Here is a 20,892-nt window from a genome sequence, read left to right as displayed (position 1 = left end):
TGTTGTCCAGCGTAACTATGTTTATTCAGAGCTACGAAAAGGTTAGGTTATCGGGGTGTAGCTCTTCATGTAGGGCTCTTGCCGACTTCAATCTTGCCAAGCGATTTTTTGGCCGGTCCTTCAATGACTTCGCCTTGATATGAAAAGCGTGAGCCATGACAAGGGCATGCGCCCGCTCTTTTGCCGTTTACCCGAATGACCGCCCCTTCGTCGTGCTGCAGTTCTTCGGCTTTTTTGTAGTTGATCCCCAATTTCCCAGCAATCAAATGTTTAGCCACATTCGCATTTTGAGTCACAAATGTTTTAATGTCAGGGTCCATATGAAATCTTGAAGGGGAGAAAAGATCCTGATACGGGCTTTCCTCTCTGGTAATCAGCTTCGTATTTAATAAAGCTGCCGCTACACTTGTGGTCATCCCCCATTTTCTATACCCCGTAGCAACGAGGATGTTAGAAGTGTTAGATAGTTCCTGCCCAATATAAGGGAGTTTGTCTAGCGTATACAAGTCTTGAGCCGACCAGCGATAAACGATCTCCTTTAATCCAAATGTTTGCTCTGCGAACTTTTGTAAAGCTTCATAGTACTGGAAAGTACAGATTCCTTGTCCCGTTTTATGGCCTTCCCCACCGACGATAACCATCGGTTCTCCGTTAACCATTACGGAGCGAAGCGAACGTTTCGGGGTTTCCGCACTTAGGTACATACCACCCGGATAGATTTTATCGGTTTTGACTGCTAGTACATAAGACCGTTCGGCATGCAATCGCGCAAAATAAAGACCGTTTGGATCATTGAATGGAAAATGCGAGGAGGATACGACATGATTGCGGGGTTTCCTTTTTCCACACCTACAACGGTGGTTTGTTCATAAATTTTCTCGCCCTGACGGATGACTTGGTTTGCCAAATATCTTAAGAAAGGTACCGGATTAAACTGGGCTTGGTTTTTCATCTTAATAGCTGCTTTAGTTGAAAACGGCAGAGGCGTTTGTTCGATATAACTTCCCGGGATGCCAAGTTCCTCTAGGCTTTATATTCAGCAGATATTTTTTCCACATACGTATCTGCACATGTATAAACGTAGGCATCTTCTTCTGTAAATTGACAATTGATATTAAACTCTTCTACCGTTTGCTTGATAAATTGAAGAGCGTTGTGGTTCGCTTCGTAATAAAGCCGGGTTTTTTCCTTGCCAAAATGTGAAAGAGACTCGCTGTAGATCAAATCATGCTGTGCGGTAATTTTGGCGGTAGTATGGCCCGTTGTCCCATGAAGTATCCGCCCTGTGTCGACGACTGCAACGTTTAGTCCTTTTTTAGAAAGTAAATAAGCAGTGGTAATGCCAGTAATCCCCGCACCTACAATGGCAACATCCACCTGAATATCTTCACTAAGTTTGGGGAAATTGGGGATGTCAGTTGTTGAAGCTAACCAATACGATTCGGGAAATTGCGGAAATGTGGTACGAGATTCGTCTTGTGTCATTTTTTAAAATATCCCTTTGATTGCAATTTATGTATATTGTTATCATTGTGGGCTTTTATATTCACTAAACGACTCTCTTTAGTATTTTTTGATACGGAGGGAGTGATGGAAAAGGAATAAAGCCGTCCTTTACGCGGATCGGCGCGAAAGGCGGCTTTGTGGGTTTACATATACAGTTAAGGACGTGGCTTGAAAATGCCGAAAGGACGTCCAACGGGCAGGAATGTACGGCCAAAATGAGCATTTAGAACGGCAGCTCCTGTACCGTACAGTGAGAGTAGACCAATGCCCATTTCAGCATAAGCGGCGATGGTATGGAATATCTCTGGTGCAACGCCGAATGCATCGAAGCTAAGACCGAGGAACAGAAAATCAATCAACACAAAAATAAAGAATAGAACCTTATGCGTCTCCATCGCTCCAATGGTCATAAAGAGCGTAAAGATGAGATAGCCCGCAAAGGCAAAGCCGAGCTGCTTGCCGTCTACAGCAGACGCCAGCTCAGGGCCGAATACGCCCATTTTAATCATCCAGCTACTAGCTACGGCTAACCAGAAGAAGGCGTAAGCACCAAATGCCGTCATGCCGAAGGTATTGTTATGTTTTGCATCCTGAATGGAGGCAAACAGCTGCGCAAAAGCACCGAGAAATATAGCCCAAGGGATGATGAAGCTTAAGCCTTCGGTGAGACCAAGCTTTTGGGATGAAGCCACAAGCGTTACAATAGCCAAGCCAAACAGGCCGATCGCACTCGGATCGGCCGTTATGATTTTTACGTTAGAATGAGATTCATTTTGCATGAAAAAATAGAAGCCTCCAATAATATTCAAGTACGCGTCAATCTGCCGATGCCAGAATCACACTGACATATTGTAACGGAAACCGGCGTGCTCGCATAGTAGGGAATTCATAGATTTTCTATCTGTTACGGTTGCCTGTATTAACGTTATTGCAACCACCCTCGATACTGACTGAGGTAAAAGGAATACTTTCAGCTAGCTTTAATCCTGTTTTCAGCTTGACCGGGTACAATCAAGGCAATTTTCCCGGAGAGGATGCATAACTAATGAAAACGAAAAAGACCGTTTGGATTCCGGCAATCATCGCAGTTACGGTAGCAGCTCTGCTCGTAATCTACTATTACTACATGCCTTCGGTTTCCGGGGGCGGACCTGGCCTGCGACCGCCGGGAGGCGAGGTAAGCAATGTGCCAGGGCACATGGGCGGACGTCCCGGTGAAAAAGGAGGTGGAGGCAACGGGGAATTATTCAAGACTTCGGGTACTATCTCCGTGTTCCTTGGGGCTGCGACCTTCTCTTGGTTCTGGTTTAAGAAGAAGTTGAGATCGCCATCGATGTTGGTTAGAAAGACTGGGAAATTGTTACATTCTATGCATAAACTGCTGGGTTGGGCGACCTTGATCCTGATTGCCGTTCATGGTATTTATTTTTTGATTACCAAGCTTCAAGATAACAAAACCTATACCGGGATTGCGGGATTTGTCATTCTGCTGGCGATCGCCGGGTATGGCTTCTTCATTAACAAAGTTCGTAACAAGTGGATGCGGACTGTGCATCGTTCGCTCGGGCTGCTGTGGGTTCCCGTGCTGCTGCTGCATGCTGGCGGATCGGCGATTATGGCGGTCATCGCTAGCCTTGCAGTGGGGGGACTTGTCTGGGTGCTGGAAAAAATGGTGGGAAAAACGGCGGAACCGTCCCGGGGGATCGATAATTAGCCAAGCAGCTATTCGGCTAAAAGTCATATATCACCTGGCACAATAGCAGGCTGTGTCACCAGCGCTTGCTGGAAATAAAAGCTCCGCTACCGAAAGAGGTTGCGGAGCTTTTATTATTTGGTGACAGCCTATTTTCTGTGGTCCGAACCCCGAGTCTGTCCAAAAGGGTGTCTCCTAGGGGGGGTGGTATTTATAACAGCTGGGACATGCCTTTTTGTAACATAAATCTTGGTTTCTAGCAGAGGTAGCGGCCCACGCAGAAGGGGATCTGGATGCATATGCATACTGTATGCGCAGAAACCCAAAAAGATAAGAGGGATGACAAGTGCCTATTGGAAAAATGAAAAAGCATAAAGAAATGTTGCAACATCCCGTTTTGCGTTCGCATTTACCTGAAACCCACTGGTTTACGGATTCAAGGACCTCGCGGATGCTGAATACTTATTCATCGGTCTTCATAAAACCCAATCACGGGAGTGGTGGCAGCGGGATCATCCGGGTCAAGAGATTGAAGAAAGGATATGAGGTTCGTAGCGGTTCAAGTCGAAAGTTTGTTGGATCTCGTTCTGTCTTAAAAGCAATTAAGTCATACCGGAAATCCAGACACCGGTATTTGGTACAGAAAGGACTTCGGTTGGCTAAGTACCACGGGTCGATTTTTGACACCAGGATATATTTACAGAAACCAGGGAGAAAATGGGTAATTTCCGGAGCGGCCGCCCGTGTTGCGGCACCTCATAAATATGTTACCAATTATCTTAAAGGAGGGCATGCAGTATCTTTGCAACGAGTGCTATTCAGCCTTTTTAAGCACAACCGTACGAAAGCAGATGCCTACTATCATAGAATCTCTAAGCTATCCGTCAGCATTGCCAAAACGATTAATAAACGGCATCCGGTTCGCGAATTGGGGGTCGATATTGCCATAGATAAAAAAGGCCATATTTGGATTATAGAGGCCAATTCACACCCTGGACATATGCTATTTACTCAGCTTCCCGATCCTACTATGATCAACACGATCATGAGAAACAAGAGTATTATTTGGAAGTAGATTCCTTGCACGTTATTTTTAGGGGAGAAGGAGAAAGTCTCAATGAAAAAAACAAAGCAGCTAAGAGAGTTGGTCAATTCTCAAAAACTGGAGTTTATCATGGAAGCTCATAATGGTCTGTCAGCCAAAATTGTGGAGGAGGCGGGGTTTAAAGGAATTTGGGCCAGTGGGTTATCCATCTCTGCAGCGATGGGAGTCAGAGACAACAATGAGGCCTCCTGGACGCAGGTATTGGATGTTTTGGAATTCATGAGTGACGCTACCTCCATCCCGATTTTGTTGGACGGAGATACGGGGTACGGCAATTTCAATAATGCAAGGCGGCTGGTAAAGAAGCTGGAACAGCGTCATATTGCTGGGGTATGCATCGAAGATAAGCGGTTCCCCAAAATGAATTCTTTCATTAACGGTCAAGGGCAGACCTTGGCTGATATCGAAGAGTTTTCCGGGAAAATTAAAGCAATGAAAGATACGCAAACGGACGCGGATTTTACGGTGGTGGCCAGAGTAGAGGCATTTATTGCCGGGAAAGGGCTTAAAGTGGCGCTGCAGCGGGCAGAGGCGTACCGGAAGGCAGGAGCCGATGCCGTATTTATACACAGTAAAAGATCGGATGTCACAGAGATTGAAGCGTTCATGAAGGAATGGGCCGGAAGATTGCCGGTAGTGATCGTACCTACCAAATACTATACAACCCCAACCGTCAGGTTTCAGGAGATGGGGATTAGCCTTGTGATTTGGGCAAACCATAATTTGAGAGCATCCATTCAAGCCATGAAACAATTATCTGACCGAATTTATCGGGATGAAAGCCTTGTCCATATCGAAAAGAGCGTCGCAACCCTCGAAGAAGTATTCCGGCTTCAAGGGGTAGAGGAGCTGCAAGCTGCGGAACGAAAATACCTCCCATCGTCAGAACCGGATTCGGGTGAGCGCGTATAATGGACACGAAATTGTTAGGAGAAGAGCTGAAAAAATTAGGATTTACCTTTTTCAGCGGTGTTCCATGCTCCTTCTTGAAAAGCTTGATCAATTATGCCATAAACGAATGCGATTATGTTGCAGCGGCTAACGAAGGGGATGCGGTCGCCATTGCATCCGGAGCTTATATAGGGGGGAAGAAATCGGTAGTCCTTATGCAAAATTCGGGGCTGACCAACGCTGTTTCGCCATTGACCTCCCTTACTTACCCTTTTCGTATTCCTCTGCTTGGATTTGTCAGTCTGCGCGGAGAACCGGGGATACCTGACGAGCCTCAGCATGAACTGATGGGCCAGATTACAACGCAAATGCTGGATTTGATGGATGTGGAATGGCAGTATCTCTCCAAGGATTTAGAGGAGGTAAAAAATCAATTGATCCAGGCTAATGAGCAAATCGTCCGGAATCGCCCGTTCTTTTTTGTCGTTAAAAAAGGCACGTTCGACAAAGAGCCATTGAAAAAACAGCAAACCTCCATCCATTTAAATCAGATCCGGCAGCATGGTCGTGCGAATCATCAAATGCCTACGCGCTATGATGCATTATGTGCGATTAACTCCATGAAAGACAGCCATACCGTCCAGCTCGCAACAACTGGTAAAACTGGGCGCGAACTATATGAAATTGAAGATGCAGATAACAACCTGTACATGGTAGGTTCTATGGGGTGCATCGGTTCTTTTGGACTGGGGTTAGCTCTGAGCCAACCAAGCAAAAATATTGTCGTGATTGACGGAGACGGATCTCTGTTGATGCGTATGGGGAGCCTGGCAACCAACGGGTACTACCATACGGCCAATATGATTCATATCATGCTAGATAATAATGCCCATGAATCAACAGGCGGGCAAAGTACGGTATCGCATAATATTGATTTTATAGATATTGCTGCTTCCTGTGGGTATACAAAGTCGATTCTTGTTCACAGTCTCGAGGAACTAAAAGTCTTTTTACAAGAATGGAAAATGAATAGAGAACTTACGTTTTTGTGTCTGAAAATATCCAAAGATTCTAAGGATCAGCTTGCTCGTCCGCATATGAAGCCTCACGAAGTAAAAGAACGTCTGCAGCGTTTTATTCATAACGATCCTTTGAAGGGCAAGGAAGTGGGCGGTTCATGAGTTCTGTCGTCAAGAAAAACATTTTGCTAACACCTGGGCCGGCAACGACTACAGAAAGTGTGAAATGTTCACAGGTGGTTCCGGATATTTGTCCTCGTGAAGCCGAGTTTGGTCAAATCATGGAGTACATTTCTACAGAACTGACCCGGTTGGTTGCTGACCCGGATGATTATGCGACCGTATTGTTTGGCGGATCAGGTACTGCAGCGGTGGAATCCATCATCAGTTCGGTCCCGAATCACGATGCAGTAATCATTGTCAGCAATGGGGCCTATGGAAAACGGATGTGCGAGATAGCGAAGGTTTATGGAGTGGATTATTTTGAATTCAAAAGTCCCCCCGATGATGCGATTGATTTGGCTGAATTAGAAAGGTTTATCCAATCTTCCGAACGCACTGTCTCCCATCTGGCCGTCGTACATCATGAGACGACAACTGGCCTGCTTAACAAGGTGAAGGATATCGGAGAATTGTGCAAAAGCTATCAAATCGACATGATCGTGGATGCCATGAGCTCATTTGCGGCCGTTCCAATTCAATTGAAGGAAATGAACATTGCCTACCTGGCGGCAAGCTCCAACAAAAACTTACAGGGAATGGCCGGGGTTTCGTTTGTGATCGCCGAAAAAAGCAAATTGGAGAATTTGAAAGGCCAGAAACCAAGAAGCTATTATTTGAATTTGTATGCTCAATATAACTATTTTGTGGAACATGGGCAGATGCGGTTTACTCCCCCAGTCCAAACCTTATATGCGCTTAGACAAGCGATTGAGGAATTAAAGCAAGAAGGGGTGGATAAAAGGTACGAAAGGTACGCGACATCCTGGAAAACCTTAATTAACGGGTTAGCCCGGTTAGGCCTAACCTATATCATTCCCGAAGAGCATCATTCCAAGATCATTACTTCCATTCTTGAGCCTCATTGTGCAGGTTATGATTTTCAATCTATGCATGATTATTTTTATAGCAAAGGCATGATGATTTATCCCGGCAAGCTAGAGAAGCTAAATACGTTCCGGATTGCCAATATAGGTGATATTACGTATAAGGAAATGGAGTTATTTTTGGAATTGCTTGAAGGCTATCTCAGTAGCATAAAATGCGGATGAGAAAGGTGGAGTCCCCATGGCATCAGGAGCAAAAGATAAGTGGTACAAATATTTGTTATTGAGAAGGTATGCGTCTCTGAGGTCTTATGTCCCCGAAACGAGGCTCCTGGATAGGTATAATTTCTCGAAACTTCTCTCCAAGTACGTGCATGTTATTGTGAAACCGGTGTGGGGGAGTCGTGGACGGGGGATCTTCCAGGTCTCCTGGTTAGGAAACCATAAGTACATCGTACATTACGAGAATAAAAGAGTTTTAGTAAGGGGTAGAACCAATACGTATCATTATATTAGAAGAAAAATCGGGAACGCCAGTTATATGGTTCAACGCAGAATTACCCGTCCGACCATCAACAAACGCCCTTTTGATATGAGAGTCATCATTCAACGGAGAACCGGCTCACCTGTATGGGTAGTCACAGGGAAGGTTATCAAAGTTGCAGGCAAAGGTTATATTGTTTCCAACAATACACGGAGTAAGGGAACTTTACTCAGTTTTAAATCCGGCATAAAACAATCTTCTGTTCGGCACCTGTCTGCCAGTGCCCTAGAGTCCCATATTAATCGTGTTTCCATCCGTTCCGCGAAGAGATTAAGTAATTTTTTTCCGGGACATCGTATATATGGACTGGACATTGGAATAGACCGGAAAGGACGTATCGGGATTATTGAGGCTAATCTTTATCCGGCAAGGTCCCATTTCCGTAAGTTGAAGGATAAAACGATGTATTACCGCATTACGGATTACAAAAATGGATAACATAAATAAAAAGGTGGCTCTGTATTCAACAGAGTCATCTTTTTCTCATACAGTTTCTAAGTCGGGAGTTTTAGTCATGGGACAAGGATTATTAAATGGTGTTACCACGGGATTTGTGATAATATTTACACCTATATAGAATGAGGAAGTGACATAGTGATTAATATAACAATTCCAACTCCGGATATCACAATTACCAAACAGGTTAACCCTGAGCTCAGCCATATTTACGGATTTACCGACTTTCACCTGATCCCTAGAGATAAGGCTGGTATCTTTATGTTCTACAACACACAGGAGGAATTGCTGTTCGTTGGTAAAGCAAGAAAGCTGAGACAAAGAATCAAAAAGCATTTTGAAGATACCGTATCGCCGATCAAGGACAAGCGGAACGAAGTAGCGATTATTGAGGTTTGTATTGTGGAAGATGCTGTAGAGCGAGAAATCTATGAAACCTACATCATCAATTCACAAAAGGCTAAATATAACGTCGAAAAAGTGTTTTTTAAATAATGAAGTAACTTCCGTATGAAAAAAAGAGCAATAAGTCGCAGTGACTGTACTGCCCTTATTGCTTTTTTGTATTTCTGCATTTTAGATCCTTCCAGAGAGGGGCCGTGGTATGAACAAAACAGATCGTTTGCTAGCGATCTTGCTAGAGTTGCAGCGTAAGGATATTTTACGAGCCGAGGATTTGGCAGCCATATTCGAAACGAGTGTGAGGACCATCTATCGGGATATTCAGGCTCTAAGTGAATCGGGTGTACCGATTGTAGGAGCACCGGGCATTGGATATTCCTTGATGGAGGGGTACTTCCTGCCCCCCCTGAGCTTTACCGCAGAAGAGGCTGTGGCGTTGCTAATCGGAACGGATTTTGTCGAACAAAAATTTGATACAGATTACGGTATCAAGGCGCAAACCTCCCGCAGGAAGATTGAAGCCATATTACCGGAGAGCGTTCGCAGGGAAGTTTCCCGGGTGCGTACGACCATCAGATTGCTCGCGGTGGGTGAAGGGGCAAACCATAGCGAGAAAACCTGTTTGGAAACGCTGCGTCTCGCTGTATTGGAAAAACGGAAAGTACAGTTTGGCTACTCCAAAAGAATGCCAGAGGCTGACGGGAATCGTCAAAGTGTGCGCGTGGTCGCTCCTTATGGTCTTGTACTGCTCCGTGGTTCTTGGGTGTTAATTGGGCAATGCGAATTGCGGCAGCAGCTTCGCCATTTCCGTCTGTCGCGTATGGACAAGCTTATCGTGCTGGAGGACAGGTTTGAGTTGCCTGTCGATTTTCATTTGCAGGATTACAAGCAAACCGATGACCGTCATGTAACTGTTCGCATATTAGCACGTTCAGATATCGCAGATAAGGTGAAGGAAGCGAACAACTTTTATATGGAGGCCATAGAGGAGCGTGCAGATGGACTGCATGTACTCTTCCGCGTCAGACAGCCAGAGGAACTACTGCAATGGATACTTGGATGGGGCGCGGATATGGTTGTGCTGGAGCCTGAGTCGCTCAGGGAGCGGATACGTGTGGAAGTGGAAAAAATGTTGAAATGCTACTGACATAATGCTGTCAGTAGCATTTTTGTATAGTAAAGCTACTTTGATAGAGAGGGGCAATTATTAATATATGAATACAACTGAAACATTGCAGCGTTTCGAAGAAACGGCACAACACTATCTTCTTGAATTGGACAGCTTTAGCTTGGAGGAACTGCAATACACACCTCAGGAGGGTCAATGGTCGCTTGGACAAATGTATCTTCATTTGGTGAACTCTGCACTGTATATGCATCTTAAGAACATTGATCTTTGTCTACAGCCTAATGGGGAGACAGGAGTTAAAACGGAGGCAGGCACGGCCATTTTTAATCTGGGGAGCTTTCCGCCAATGCGTATCCAAGTTCCACCATCCCCTCAGTACACTCCCCAACAACCCACTAGCAAAGAAGAAATTGTGGAGGGATTAAACGTCGTGATCCGCAAGATGAGAGAGATTGAGCCGACCGTTGGGAAATCAACAGGGCCGTCTACCGTCTCTCATCCCAGATTCGGCGCGCTGAATGCTGGAGAGTGGTTTTCGCTCATCGAGATGCATTATCGTCATCATCTTTTGCAGAAGGAGCGCTTGAAGCACGCAATAGCCGATTAATCGTCTCCCGACGCAGCCCAATAAACTGGCCGATTTCCTCCTGCGTCAGCACGTCCGTTAACGTGGCGGGTGCGATGTAGGAGTGGAACCAGCGTTGGAGCTTCCGCAGCTTCTCGGCAGGTGACACCTCGGTGAGTTGGTCAATTCTTTGCTGCATCATGCGCAACTTGTCCTGTAGCTGCAAAGCGATAGCCCGACATTGAGCCGGATCTTGCTCCAGCGCCTGATACCATTCTTTTTGCGACAAAACCTCGACCTCAGAGGTTACCAAAGCCACCGCTGTACCATAATAAGGATTGGGGCTGATTAAGGAGTGGTGTGGGATGATTTCATCGGGCACAATCACATTAACTAAAATTTGCGAGCCGTCTTCATGGACTCGGACAATTTTTAACAAGCCGCTCTTTAAGTGATATAAAGGGCCGGATTCTCCTTGTCGAAATAAGGTCTCGCCTTTGTTTAATATCATGAACGTAAACAGCCTCCATTCCATGTATTCCAGCTTTTAGATGAACCCGCCATTGACGCGGATCGTTTGCCCGGTAACCCACTGTGATTTGGCGCTGACCAGAAACTCAATCACATCAGCGATATCTTCCGGTTCGCCGAGCCGCCCCATAGCATTCATTTTTTTCATGCCTTCGATTTGCTGCTCGGTTTTTCCTGCTTGGAAAAGCTCGGTGTTCACAGGACCGGGAGCCACAGCGTTGATCGTAATTTGCTTGCTTCCGAACTCTTTGGCTAGCTGACGGGTAAATTGCTCCACTGCGCCCTTGGTACCTGCATATACGCTATAGGCCGGGAACATTTGTCCGATCACGGATGTAGACAGGTTCACGATTCTTCCGTAGTTCTCCATATATTTCATGGCTTGCTGACATGCAAAGAAAGTGCCTTTTACATTGAGTGCGAATTGTTTGTCAAAATCAGCTTCGGTCACCTCAGCCAGAGGTTGGGTGATCATCAGCCCAGCGTTGTTAACCAGAATATCCACTTTACCGAATTCAGCAATCGTATTTGTAAATAATGCTTCAATATCACTCATTTTGCCCAGATCAGCGTGAAGTGCTATGGCTTTGCCGCCTTTTTGAAGAATGCTCTTCACGACTTCTTGGGCTTTGTCCGGACTGCTAGCATAATTGATGACTACATTAGCGCCCAGATCAGCCAGTTGCTCGGCAATGGCACGTCCAATCCCTCTGGAGGACCCGGTGACAATTGCTGTTTTTCCGTCCAAATGCTTCATATGTGTTTTGTCCTTCTTTCCATATCTATTTTAAGTGATTCCTTTTTCTAAAAGCATCCACACATCCGAAAACTCCTGATTAATCACTGGACTCTTCCATTCGTAAGCATGAGCGGGATGATGAAAACGGGCTGTGGCATAGAAAAGGGTACGCGCCAGTTGGGCTGGCTGATCCGATGTGATGTCCCCGCGTGCAATGATATCAGCGAGCTGATCCACAATGTGTGTGATATGCAGGTCGATTAAATCAGCGGCTTGCTCGGTGACCCTCGTATACATCTCAAACATTTCCTCGTCGTCGCGGGCATAATGCTGCTTAAGTTCGACCAAGGTCTGTATATATCGTTTTAATTGTGGCGCTCCCAGTATAGATGAATTCTGACAGACCTCCGTTAACGGGCCAATAATCTTTTCATTCAGCCATTTTTCGGTCACGCCTTCAAGAAGCTCGGCCTTACTTTTAAAGTGTCGGTAAATGGTGCCATGACTTACTCCCAGTACTTTGGCAACATCGGTCACGGAAGTTTTGGCTACACCAAAACGTCTAAGGGTGTCTTCTGTAGCGATGAGAATCTGTTCCTTGGTTAGCACATCTGAGGATTTTTCCATAGGGACACGGTCAAGTGCCGTGTGAGTCACCTCCTTGAAGTCAGGATAACACAAAGAGTATCAAATGACAAATATTCATTTTTGTCATTTGATACTCTTTTTTTAAAGAATTCAAAGAAGTGAACGGAAAAATTACAATAGCGATTCGATGACAGGATCAATGGCACAGGGCTCGGTTGTTACTTCAAACCTTCCTTTTACATGGCCATCGCGATCGACCAAGAATTTAGAAAAGTTCCACTTGATACCGTCGCCAGCGTATATTTCTGGATACTTATCCCGCAGGAAATCCTCCATCCATTGACCGTCTTTGGTCTGGGTATCGAAGCCTTGAAACGGTGCCTGTTGGGTCAGATATTGAAATAAAGGATGAGGAGATAAGCCTCTTACATCCGTCTTCTCAAATAGCGGGAAGGTTACTCCATGGTTCATTTGACAGATTCCCTGAACCTCCGAATGGCTACCCGGCTCTTTTTCATTGAATTGGTTACAAGGAAACGCAAGGATTTCAAAACCTTGTTCCCTCCGTTTCTCGTAGAGCCTCTGCAGATCAGCGAATTGACTGGAGAAGCTACACTTGCTGGCTGTGTTTACAATGAGGAGAACCTTTCCTCTGTAGTCTGAGAATTCAATCGGTTTCCCGTTAATTGAGGTTGCCTGAAAATCATAAATAGACATATTAACGTTCCTCCTCACGTTATTTTTTAATACATCATATATCCAGAATTATTATTGGTCTAATATATTATTGGAATCAACTTTATAGGTATTTGCAATAACTTCGTCATGCAAAGAACACATTGTTCATTTCTCTCTTGAAATCAAAGAAGACTCGCCTTAAAGAAAGTAGGAGATTTGCCTCTTTCATAGCAAACTGTGGCATTCGCCGTTACCAAGATAGAATATAGATGCATATTCATGTAATGTGTGCAAAAACCCAACAGAATCGAGGGATATTCGTGCCCATTGGAAAGATGATTCAATACAAGGAAATGCGACAACATCCCATTTTACGTTCTCACTTGCCCGAAACCCGCTGGATCAGTAATGCAAGGACTTTACGGATGCTGGATACCTATCGCACAGTCTTCATCAAGCCAAATTATGGGAGTGGAGGAACTGGCATCATACGTGCGAAAAAGCTGGGGAGGAAATATGAGATTCGTTGTGGCTCCAGTCGCAGAGTCGTTAGATCCCACGCCGTAAGAAGAGCAGTTAGAACCTATCGGAGACCTCATCGCCGTTATTTGGTACAGCAAGGACTTAAGTTAGCCAAGTACAAAGGTTCCATTTTTGATGCCAGAGTGTATATGCAGAAGCCGGAATCGGAATGGGTCATTTCAGGAATAACCGGCCGTGTCGCTGCACCTCGAAAAGTCGTTACCAACTATCGGAAGGGAGGACATGCGGCGCCGTTGTCCAAAGTGCTTTTAAGGGTCTTTAAAAATGACAGAACAAAAATGAAAGAGATTCTGGACCAGATCACCGAGCTTTCTAGAATCATTGCCGACACGATAGATACAAATCATCCGGTTCGCGAGCTGGGCATCGATCTTGCTATTGAAAAGAGCGGTCAAATCTGGATTATCGAGGCCAATCCGCATCCCGGACATATGTTGTTCAGGCAGCTCCCCAATCACAAGATGATTCGCAACATTTTGAGAAACAAACGTCGTATTCATCACTAGGATAAAGTTTGTGAAATCATTCATTGATAAGAAAAGAGGAGAACGCCCAAGCAAAGATGCGGGAGCGTTCTTCGTTTTTTTGTTAAATGACTGACGGATTTAAGACGAAGCTTTTATGTTAAAATGTGTCCGCCATCCACATGAAGGACTGTTCCGGTCACAAACTGATTTTGAATCAAATAAATTACACCTCGTGCAACATCCTCGGCAAGTCCAACTCGCTTCACAGGAAGCTTATGCGCGATCGTATCATAGAATTGATTGCGCGTATTTTCAGGCATTTTGCTGCGTGAAGGTGTATCAATAATGCCGGGTGAGACGACATTCACGCGGATGGGAGCAAGCTCTAACGCCAAGGTTTGACCAAGATTCGAAACCGCTGCATTCACAGCACCGAGCGCAGAGGAGCCAATCATCGGTTTGTATGCCACCACTCCTGAAAATAAGGTAATGGAACCCTCGGTTGAAAGTTGGGAAGCACCGTATTTAGCTGCATAATACTGGCCCCAAAATTTGTTTTCGAATAGCTTGCGGGCTTGATCCGTCTCCAACTGAAGGAATGACCCACCTGATGTTTCTGCCGCGCTAACGATAAGATGATCATAGGGGCCGACTTTTCCGAAGAAGGATTTTACCTGCTGCTCATCTGACGTGTCCAGCACATATATTGCAGCACGAGGGCCCAGCATTTCTTTGGCCTTGTGCAATTTATCCTCCGAGCGGCTGGCGATTACCACTTCCGCTCCAAGCGAAATGACTTGCTTAGCTGTTTCTAAACCAATACCTGAGCTTCCGCCAATAATGACAATCTTTTGGTTTTGCAAATGGATTCCCTCCTAGTGTTCCTCTGGATTTGTTAATCATGTAATACGGCTTGTAGATGTATATCAAGATCAGTAATAAATTTAGGTATATTTGGATTTTTAATAACATCGTAGCACGCAAAGCTTTTCAAAGGCTCCATGCCGAGAAATGTATGTGCAGAATGCAAATGCCTGAGTGCGGCTTCTAGACTAGCGCCATTAAAAAATTGATTTGGATCATTAAAAGCTTTTTCTGGAGCGTTCCAAGTCGTGGAGAACATATATTTCTTGTCGGTTAATAAACCTCCGCTACCATATTCATGAGCACCCGTGAAGAATACACCGTAAGCATAGACTTCATCCATATAAGTCTTTAATAATCCAGGAACGCTGAACCAATAGATAGGGGTTTGGTAAATGACTACATCCGCCCATAAAAATTTTTCTTGTTCTTCGCTGAGGGTATAGCCATTTTGAACAGACGTTGTTTTGATTTTGTTCTCTTCACTTAAGAGACGCACCATATTGTCCATCAATGTTTGGTTCAATTTCCCTTCAGACGAATCATATTTTTGATGACCGTTAATGATTAGTATATTTTTCATCTCTTCACCTCCTCGTATTAGAGAAAACATGACTTGCTACAGCGATATTGTATATGTAGTAAGTTCATATAGGGAAGTAGTGATATTTAATTCATATAGTTTCTTAAAAGGAACTATTGTGATACCATTGGGTTTAACAGATATTTTTTTTGGAGGAGTTCCTATGCACGCCCAAGAACCTATTGAATTGACCAAAGGAGTACCAGGCAAGCCGTGTCCTATTGCCCAAACACTTGATTTGATCGGAACGAAATGGACTTTTTTAATCATCCGCGACCTTCTTATCGAAGGAACACTGAGATTCAGCCAACTTCAAAAATCCATGAAGGGGATTAGCCCCAAAACGCTTTCCCTACGCCTGAAGGAACTTGAAGATAACGGCCTGTTAGAAAGAAAGGTATATGCCGAGGTTCCCCCGCGTGTTGAATATTCGTTAACGGAAAAAGGGAAGCGACTGGAAGGTGTTTTTATTGAGCTGAAGAGATTTGGCTTAGATTTAAAAGCAGATCATTGAGGGACATGACGCAGTATTCCAAGGTATCGTTGAGATGAACGATGCCTATTTCTTATATACAAAAAAAGGAAGCGCTTACTATAAAGTTCACAGAAAGTTCACTTATGTGGAGGTTTTGACTATTTATATAATTACCAAGGTACACAGAAGGGATGATGGAATTGCCAACAACGAAGAAAGAAGATTTTTATTTTGGTTTAATGATGTGCTTGGGGATGGTCGTATTCATGACATTTTATAATCTATATACAAATGACTTGATTGGCACAATATCTCTAAAAGTAATGTTTCTTCAATTTATTTTATGTTTTATCATTGCTTTCGTATTGGAATTATTTATTGTCGGCCCACTAGCAAAGAAAATAGCCTTCTCATTACCATACGACAAATCTAAAAAGGTATTTGTGATTCTGTCCCTCTCATGCTGTATGGTCATTGGAATGGTTCTCTGTATGTCACTTTATGGATTGGGGACAGCTTACTTTTTTAATGGTCTTTCGGGAGACTTATTATTTAAAAATTACTTGTCTTTAGTTTTTAAGAATTTTATTTTTGCTTTCCCTCTGCAGCTCTTAATTGTAGGGCCGCTTGTTCGGTACTTATTTGTTAAATTCGTGAAAGGTACACGAATTGCGGTATCTCTAAGCTAAAAAACGTAGTCAACGACGGTATACGATAGCTCAAAAGCCGCCTTCTGTCTGAGAAGGCGGCTTGTTTTTACGCAGAAATCCCAGTATTTTTACAGCGTTTGTCCGCTGTCCACCGTAATAGTCTGGCCTGTCATGGCTTCCTGTTCCAAAGCAGAGCAGATCATGCTAGCAATATCCTCGGGCGTAGAAATGCGCTGTAGGAGCAAATGAGGAAACAGTTGCTTCATTTGTTCTTCCCTGCCTGCCCACCATCTTGTCGCTACGGCTCCCGGCACGATGCAATTGACGCGAATATCCGGTGCCAGTGCTCGTGCTAAAGATTTGGTCAGCCCGTGGACGGCCGCTTTGGATACCGCATAGGGAAGAGAGGAACCTAGCCCTGTTTGCCCTGCTATACTTCCCAGATTGACGATAGCTCCTTGTTTACTACGCTTCATAAAAGGAGCTACGGCTCTGGCGCAGTAAAACATGCCTTTTACATTTACATCAAATAGATCATCCCATACCTCTTCCGTGGCTGCCTCCAGATCATCCATAGGAATGTGATGTGTAATGCTAGCGTTATTCACGAGTATATCAATCGTACCGAATTGATGGACAATCTGATCAACCATAGTTCGAACTTCCTGATCTCGGGAAACATCTGCCTGTAATGCGATAGCACGTCCGCCCTTTTCAAGGATCATACGTACAGTTTCCTCAGCATCGTTTTTAGAGCGGGAATAGTTTACGACTACCGTAGCTTTTCGATCTTCCAAGGCCATACATACGGCTCTCCCAATTCCTGTACCTCCACCTGTAACCAGTGCTACTTTTTGATGTAAATCCATATATATTCGCTCCTTCCCATCCAGTTCATTTTGCGTCTGAAAAATAATATGATCTGATATGTATCATTGTAGAAGATGTATTGTGTTCTGTATAATTGAATTAACTGAATTTATAATTCAATAAAATTGAATTAATTGTGCATATAGGAGTTTGAGAATGGACATTAAAACACTCAAAACATTTCAAATGATTGTGAATTACGGGAGTTTTATTCGTGCAGCGGAAGAGTTGAATTATGCACAATCTACCGTGACGATGCAAATACAGAAGCTGGAGTCCGATATGGGAATTCAACTGATCGAACGGGGCAAGAAAATAAAGTTAACTGAAGCGGGCAGGATGTTTTACGAGCAAAGTCTACATATTGTAAAGGATATGGAGCAATTGCAGGAAAATATGGACAATCTGCAAAGAGGAACCGCAGGCGACCTTCGTATAGGAGTGACCGAACCGACTGCCAGTTACCGACTACCAGAAATTTTAAAACGATTCTTAACCCATTATCCGAACATTCGGGTTTCTGTTGAGTTTGGGAATACCCCTACTCTAAGCGAGCGTGTTCTCAAGGGGGATATTGATTTAGCGCTGTGTTCAGCACCGGATTTGGGCACAGAGCTATATTTTGAACCTTTATTTAGGGAGAGATTTGTAGTATTGATGCCTGAAAATCACCCGCTTGCGCAAAAAGAAAAGATTGGGCCGGAGGATTTACAGGGGCAGCGGTTGCTTATTACGTCGGCCACCTGTCCATATCGTCGCAAACTTGAAATGGTCATGAAGGAATATGGAATAACCATATTAAACACGATGGAAATTGGCAGCATGACGGCTCTGAAATTTTATGTGGAGAGCGATTTAGGTATTGCACTTGTGCCACAAGTTCTGGTCAGTTCTGTCCCAGCAGGAACAGCGGTGAGGGAATTAAGCGGCAGCCTGATCGATATGACCTTCGGCCTTCTTTGCAAAGCAACAGACTATCCGCTAAAGCCGGCAGGTTCAAGGCTATACTCTGTGTTGAAGCAGGAGCTTGGGGAGTTGCCTGGGAGCATTAAGCTAGAGTAGCGAGTATGCAGGGAATTGTGTTTTCTGCCACCTTATGATGTAAATGCAGTACGGTATAAAACCGACTGCAACAGGCAGTCGGTTCGTTGTTTACTTTTTCTTAATCGGAATCCAAACTTCACTTCGGTAGTCTTCAGCATGTGAATCTCCCATAGTATACACTTCCAGTTCCGGGCCGCCTGAATGCTCATAATTACTGGCAGGGAACCATTCCTGAAAAATTCTTTGCCATACCTTTTGGATCGAGTGAGGCATAGGGCCGATGGATGTAAACACAGCCCACGTTGCAGCTGGAATGGTTCTGGCTTCTAATCCGCTGGAAGCGGCTACGTCCTCGCTGCCTTCTGCGGCAATCAGGTACGTGAATTTCTCTTCCCCATGCTTGAAATCCAAACAAATACCGAGGATATCGTCGCCTGTTCCCAAGGCATGAATCTGATCCGATGTACCATCCGCATCCAGTTCGTTCCAGAATTTTGGGATTTCTCGAAGATTATCGCCGTTCTTAGTGGTGACTTGAATGGACTTGCCAATGACCGTAAAGGCCGCCTTCTCTATAATTTTGTAATCCATTTCCTGATCTCCCTTCAACGATAAATGGAAGGTGATACGTGGAAAGGCTTTCAGGTTTACCCCAGGGCTTCTGGCCTCAGAGGGCGAAATACCGTGTACCCTTCGGAACGCTTTAGAAAAAGATTCGGGGGAATCATATCCGTATTTGAACGCTACATCCAGCACCTTGGCGGAAGAAAGACTCAATTCCTGAGCAGCCAAGGTCAATCGACGTTTGCGCACATATTCTGCAACCGTAACGCCGGTTAGCATATGAAACATACGCTGAAAATGGAAAGGAGACGAGTAGGCTGCCTTTGCAATTTCATCGATATCGAGTGACTGCTGCATTCTCTCTTCCATCAGATCCAGTGCGTTCTTGATCCGAAGCAACCATTCCAACCGCATCACCTTCCTTAGTTGTAATCATATCATTAGGAGTATCTGTAATCCTGTCTTTGCGTGCTCTTATCGAACAGGTTCTGTCGCCTAGTTTAATGTGGCTTGTACTTTGTTTCAAGATATAATTTCACGCTAAAATTTTGGAGAAACCATGTGCCTGCCCCCTTGTGTTCATAATTAAAATTTGGGACAATGGAAGAGGCGTTTAAATAGCGCAGATTGCTTAAACATGCTATGATGCAATGATGGTTGAGACGAATGGTGCGTGCTTAGTTTCATATAGAGGAAGACGAATTTGAATGTTTTGAAAAGAGGATCGAACATGAAAAAAGAATCCATTTATGGATTAACGCTAGATCAATTGACAGCATGGCTCATCGAGCATGGACATAAGAAATCCCGGGCATTGCAGGTATGGGACGCATTGTACCGGAAGCGGGTTACTGATTTTGCAGCGATGGCAGAGGTTCATGAGGATTGTACTCGCCTGTTGGCCGAGCACTTTTCCATTGAAACACTTGAAGAACACGTGAAGCAACAGTCAGCAGACGGGACGGTTAAGTTCTTGTTCCGGCTTCAGGATGGTAATTTGATTGAGACAGTATTGATGCGGCATAAGTTTGGCTTATCCGTATGTGTGACTACGCAGGTAGGGTGTAACATTGGGTGCAGCTTCTGTGCGAGCGGATTGTTGAAAAAGAGCCGTGACCTGTCCAGCGGTGAAATTGTAGAGCAAATTATGAAGGTCCAGCTGTATCTGGATCAGGAACGACCGGGCGATCAGGTCAGTCATGTTGTTGTGATGGGAATTGGCGAACCGTTTGATAACTTCGTGAACCTGTCCGATTTCATTCGGGTCATTAAGGATCACAAAGGGCTAGCGATTGGGCCACGGCATATTACCGTTTCCACAAGTGGACTGGCTGATAAAATCATTGAATTTGCAGATTCCGACCTGCATGTCAATTTGGCGATCTCCCTCCACGCTCCGAATAATGAGATTCGTACTCGCATTATGAAGATCAACCGGGCGATTCCGATTGAGAAACTCATGCAGGCGATTGATTATTATTTGGACAAAACAAATCGTCGGATTACGCTGGAGTACATCTTGCTGAAGGATGTTAATGACGGTAAGGAGCACGCGCTCGAACTGGCTGAGCTGGTGGGCCATCGCCGTAATCTGGCCAATGTAAACCTGATTCCGTACAATCCGGTGGATGAGCATAGCCAATACCAGCGGAGTGAGTCGGAGTCGATTACTGGCTTCTATGATGTTCTGAAAAAACAAGGCATTAGCTGTAGTGTTCGGCTGGAGCATGGAGTCGATATTGACGCGGCCTGCGGGCAGCTACGCAGCAAGCAAATCCGCAAGGATGCCAAGGGTAGCCGCAATGCGGAGCGCGAAGCCATTAGTTAAATACACAAGCGTACTCTCTAACAGGAGTACGCTTTTTTATATCACGAGCCGCAGGGCGAAACGTTACCCAAAAATGTGAAAATAGTCACGTAATAGTTGCTGCTTTTACGTT

At 44.7% G+C, this 20,892-nt stretch carries 23 protein-coding genes and 1 pseudogene; 14 read left to right on the top strand and 10 right to left on the bottom strand.

Translation table 11 applies throughout. The features are described from left to right. Positions 1-65 precede the first annotated feature (65 nt). A pseudogene (locus tag JOE49_RS05125) lies at positions 66-1,485 on the bottom strand (FAD-dependent oxidoreductase). A 176-nt stretch (positions 1,486-1,661) separates the two neighbouring features. Then, on the bottom strand, positions 1,662-2,285 hold the full coding sequence (locus JOE49_RS05120) for an acetate uptake transporter (RefSeq protein WP_053326442.1): 624 nt from the start codon (positions 2,283-2,285) through the stop codon (positions 1,662-1,664). A 266-nt stretch (positions 2,286-2,551) separates the two neighbouring features. Here JOE49_RS05120 and JOE49_RS05115 point away from each other — a divergent pair, with 266 nt between their 5' ends. The 9 genes from JOE49_RS05115 to JOE49_RS05075 all read left to right on the top strand — a co-directional run bounded on the left by JOE49_RS05115 (position 2,552) and on the right by JOE49_RS05075 (position 10,398). Next, positions 2,552-3,220: a hypothetical protein gene (locus JOE49_RS05115; protein WP_028540903.1), complete on the top strand. Its 669-nt coding sequence runs from the start codon at positions 2,552-2,554 to the stop codon at positions 3,218-3,220. A 325-nt stretch (positions 3,221-3,545) separates the two neighbouring features. Next, positions 3,546-4,274 carry a YheC/YheD family protein gene (locus JOE49_RS05110; protein ID WP_160788322.1) on the top strand — a complete coding sequence of 243 codons (729 nt, stop codon included), beginning with the start codon at positions 3,546-3,548 and terminating at the stop codon, positions 4,272-4,274. Positions 4,275-4,316: 42 nt separating this feature from the next. Next, on the top strand, positions 4,317-5,216 hold the full coding sequence (gene aepX / locus JOE49_RS05105; RefSeq protein WP_209940679.1) for a phosphoenolpyruvate mutase: 900 nt from the start codon (positions 4,317-4,319) through the stop codon (positions 5,214-5,216). Then, positions 5,216-6,376 (top strand): phosphonopyruvate decarboxylase, encoded by a 1,161-nt coding sequence (gene aepY / locus JOE49_RS05100; protein WP_160788320.1) that lies wholly within the window; start codon positions 5,216-5,218, stop codon positions 6,374-6,376. The genes aepX and aepY overlap by 1 nt, the downstream gene beginning before the upstream one ends. Beyond that, the gene (locus JOE49_RS05095; RefSeq protein ID WP_160788319.1) at positions 6,373-7,485 is read left to right on the top strand and encodes a 2-aminoethylphosphonate aminotransferase; all 1,113 of its coding nucleotides are present in this window, start codon (positions 6,373-6,375) and stop codon (positions 7,483-7,485) included. The genes aepY and JOE49_RS05095 overlap by 4 nt, the downstream gene beginning before the upstream one ends. Positions 7,486-7,501: 16 nt before the next feature. Further along, positions 7,502-8,242, top strand: a complete 741-nt coding sequence (locus tag JOE49_RS05090) for a YheC/YheD family protein (RefSeq protein WP_160788318.1) — start codon at positions 7,502-7,504, stop codon at positions 8,240-8,242. A 156-nt stretch (positions 8,243-8,398) separates the two neighbouring features. Next, complete coding sequence (locus JOE49_RS05085; protein ID WP_023991017.1) at positions 8,399-8,755, top strand: nucleotide excision repair endonuclease; 357 nt, start codon at positions 8,399-8,401, stop codon at positions 8,753-8,755. A gap of 109 nt (positions 8,756-8,864) precedes the next feature. After that, complete coding sequence (locus tag JOE49_RS05080) at positions 8,865-9,809, top strand: helix-turn-helix transcriptional regulator (RefSeq protein ID WP_053326435.1); 945 nt, start codon at positions 8,865-8,867, stop codon at positions 9,807-9,809. Between the two features lie 67 nt (positions 9,810-9,876). Continuing rightward, complete coding sequence (locus JOE49_RS05075; RefSeq protein WP_209940678.1) at positions 9,877-10,398, top strand: DinB family protein; 522 nt, start codon at positions 9,877-9,879, stop codon at positions 10,396-10,398. Here the strand turns inward: JOE49_RS05075 and JOE49_RS05070 are convergent. From JOE49_RS05070 to JOE49_RS05055, 4 genes are all read right to left on the bottom strand, one after another. Continuing rightward, positions 10,331-10,867, bottom strand: coding sequence for a Crp/Fnr family transcriptional regulator (locus JOE49_RS05070; protein ID WP_209940677.1), 537 nt, complete (start codon positions 10,865-10,867; stop codon positions 10,331-10,333). The two genes, JOE49_RS05075 and JOE49_RS05070, sit on opposite strands and share 68 nt — an antisense overlap. Before the next feature lie 36 nt (positions 10,868-10,903). After that, entirely contained in the window at positions 10,904-11,644 is a 741-nt protein-coding gene (locus JOE49_RS05065; RefSeq protein ID WP_209940676.1) for an SDR family oxidoreductase, read from the bottom strand. A gap of 30 nt (positions 11,645-11,674) precedes the next feature. Further along, entirely contained in the window at positions 11,675-12,253 is a 579-nt protein-coding gene (locus JOE49_RS05060; protein ID WP_209940675.1) for a TetR/AcrR family transcriptional regulator, read from the bottom strand. A 132-nt stretch (positions 12,254-12,385) separates the two neighbouring features. Continuing rightward, positions 12,386-12,931, bottom strand: coding sequence for a glutathione peroxidase (locus tag JOE49_RS05055; protein ID WP_068939186.1), 546 nt, complete (start codon positions 12,929-12,931; stop codon positions 12,386-12,388). A 281-nt stretch (positions 12,932-13,212) separates the two neighbouring features. Between JOE49_RS05055 and JOE49_RS05050 the strand changes: the two genes are divergently transcribed. After that, entirely contained in the window at positions 13,213-13,941 is a 729-nt protein-coding gene (locus JOE49_RS05050; RefSeq protein ID WP_023991010.1) for a YheC/YheD family protein, read from the top strand. 113 nt (positions 13,942-14,054) lie between these two features. Here the strand turns inward: JOE49_RS05050 and JOE49_RS05045 are convergent, their stop codons facing one another. Beyond that, complete coding sequence (locus tag JOE49_RS05045; protein WP_053326432.1) at positions 14,055-14,765, bottom strand: SDR family oxidoreductase; 711 nt, start codon at positions 14,763-14,765, stop codon at positions 14,055-14,057. Positions 14,766-14,797: 32 nt separating this feature from the next. Continuing rightward, positions 14,798-15,349, bottom strand: coding sequence for an NAD(P)H-dependent oxidoreductase (locus JOE49_RS05040; protein ID WP_103744504.1), 552 nt, complete (start codon positions 15,347-15,349; stop codon positions 14,798-14,800). A gap of 163 nt (positions 15,350-15,512) precedes the next feature. Here JOE49_RS05040 and JOE49_RS05035 point away from each other — a divergent pair, with 163 nt between their 5' ends. Next, positions 15,513-15,863: a winged helix-turn-helix transcriptional regulator gene (locus JOE49_RS05035; RefSeq protein ID WP_103744503.1), complete on the top strand. Its 351-nt coding sequence runs from the start codon at positions 15,513-15,515 to the stop codon at positions 15,861-15,863. A gap of 161 nt (positions 15,864-16,024) precedes the next feature. After that, complete coding sequence (locus JOE49_RS05030) at positions 16,025-16,513, top strand: DUF2798 domain-containing protein (RefSeq protein ID WP_209940674.1); 489 nt, start codon at positions 16,025-16,027, stop codon at positions 16,511-16,513. Positions 16,514-16,602: 89 nt separating this feature from the next. Here JOE49_RS05030 and JOE49_RS05025 read toward each other — a convergent pair whose 3' ends face one another. Further along, the gene (locus JOE49_RS05025; protein WP_209940673.1) at positions 16,603-17,343 is read right to left on the bottom strand and encodes an SDR family NAD(P)-dependent oxidoreductase; all 741 of its coding nucleotides are present in this window, start codon (positions 17,341-17,343) and stop codon (positions 16,603-16,605) included. Between the two features lie 157 nt (positions 17,344-17,500). Between JOE49_RS05025 and JOE49_RS05020 the strand changes: the two genes are divergently transcribed. Continuing rightward, on the top strand, positions 17,501-18,406 hold the full coding sequence (locus tag JOE49_RS05020; protein ID WP_209940672.1) for a LysR family transcriptional regulator: 906 nt from the start codon (positions 17,501-17,503) through the stop codon (positions 18,404-18,406). A 90-nt stretch (positions 18,407-18,496) separates the two neighbouring features. Here JOE49_RS05020 and JOE49_RS05015 read toward each other — a convergent pair whose 3' ends face one another. Continuing rightward, positions 18,497-19,366 carry an AraC family transcriptional regulator gene (locus JOE49_RS05015; protein ID WP_209940671.1) on the bottom strand — a complete coding sequence of 290 codons (870 nt, stop codon included), beginning with the start codon at positions 19,364-19,366 and terminating at the stop codon, positions 18,497-18,499. Positions 19,367-19,682: 316 nt separating this feature from the next. On the opposite strand from JOE49_RS05015, the gene rlmN reads away from it, so the two are divergent. Continuing rightward, complete coding sequence (rlmN, locus tag JOE49_RS05010) at positions 19,683-20,780, top strand: dual-specificity RNA methyltransferase RlmN (RefSeq protein ID WP_023991003.1); 1,098 nt, start codon at positions 19,683-19,685, stop codon at positions 20,778-20,780. The last annotated feature ends 112 nt before the right edge of the window (positions 20,781-20,892 follow it).

The sequence above is a fragment of the Paenibacillus sp. PvR133 genome (genome assembly GCF_017833155.1).
Classification (GTDB): domain Bacteria; phylum Bacillota; class Bacilli; order Paenibacillales; family Paenibacillaceae; genus Paenibacillus; species Paenibacillus polymyxa_B.
This window is presented reverse-complemented; position numbering and strand designations above follow the sequence as displayed.

Excerpts from the sequence above, each read along its gene's own strand:
- JOE49_RS05120 (WP_053326442.1), bottom strand. The coding sequence starts at position 2,285 with ATGCAAAATGAATCTCATTCTAACGTAAAAATCATAACGGCCGATCCG.
- JOE49_RS05115 (WP_028540903.1), top strand. The coding sequence starts at position 2,552 with ATGAAAACGAAAAAGACCGTTTGGATTCCGGCAATCATCGCAGTTACG.
- aepX (WP_209940679.1), top strand. The coding sequence starts at position 4,317 with ATGAAAAAAACAAAGCAGCTAAGAGAGTTGGTCAATTCTCAAAAACTG.
- aepY (WP_160788320.1), top strand. The coding sequence starts at position 5,216 with ATGGACACGAAATTGTTAGGAGAAGAGCTGAAAAAATTAGGATTTACC.
- JOE49_RS05095 (WP_160788319.1), top strand. The coding sequence starts at position 6,373 with ATGAGTTCTGTCGTCAAGAAAAACATTTTGCTAACACCTGGGCCGGCA.
- JOE49_RS05090 (WP_160788318.1), top strand. The coding sequence starts at position 7,502 with ATGGCATCAGGAGCAAAAGATAAGTGGTACAAATATTTGTTATTGAGA.
- JOE49_RS05080 (WP_053326435.1), top strand. The coding sequence starts at position 8,865 with ATGAACAAAACAGATCGTTTGCTAGCGATCTTGCTAGAGTTGCAGCGT.
- JOE49_RS05075 (WP_209940678.1), top strand. The coding sequence starts at position 9,877 with ATGAATACAACTGAAACATTGCAGCGTTTCGAAGAAACGGCACAACAC.
- JOE49_RS05070 (WP_209940677.1), bottom strand. The coding sequence starts at position 10,867 with ATGATATTAAACAAAGGCGAGACCTTATTTCGACAAGGAGAATCCGGC.
- JOE49_RS05065 (WP_209940676.1), bottom strand. The coding sequence starts at position 11,644 with ATGAAGCATTTGGACGGAAAAACAGCAATTGTCACCGGGTCCTCCAGA.
- JOE49_RS05060 (WP_209940675.1), bottom strand. The coding sequence starts at position 12,253 with ATGGAAAAATCCTCAGATGTGCTAACCAAGGAACAGATTCTCATCGCT.
- JOE49_RS05055 (WP_068939186.1), bottom strand. The coding sequence starts at position 12,931 with ATGTCTATTTATGATTTTCAGGCAACCTCAATTAACGGGAAACCGATT.
- JOE49_RS05040 (WP_103744504.1), bottom strand. The coding sequence starts at position 15,349 with ATGAAAAATATACTAATCATTAACGGTCATCAAAAATATGATTCGTCT.
- JOE49_RS05035 (WP_103744503.1), top strand. The coding sequence starts at position 15,513 with ATGCACGCCCAAGAACCTATTGAATTGACCAAAGGAGTACCAGGCAAG.
- JOE49_RS05025 (WP_209940673.1), bottom strand. The coding sequence starts at position 17,343 with ATGGATTTACATCAAAAAGTAGCACTGGTTACAGGTGGAGGTACAGGA.
- JOE49_RS05020 (WP_209940672.1), top strand. The coding sequence starts at position 17,501 with ATGGACATTAAAACACTCAAAACATTTCAAATGATTGTGAATTACGGG.
- JOE49_RS05015 (WP_209940671.1), bottom strand. The coding sequence starts at position 19,366 with ATGCGGTTGGAATGGTTGCTTCGGATCAAGAACGCACTGGATCTGATG.
- rlmN (WP_023991003.1), top strand. The coding sequence starts at position 19,683 with ATGAAAAAAGAATCCATTTATGGATTAACGCTAGATCAATTGACAGCA.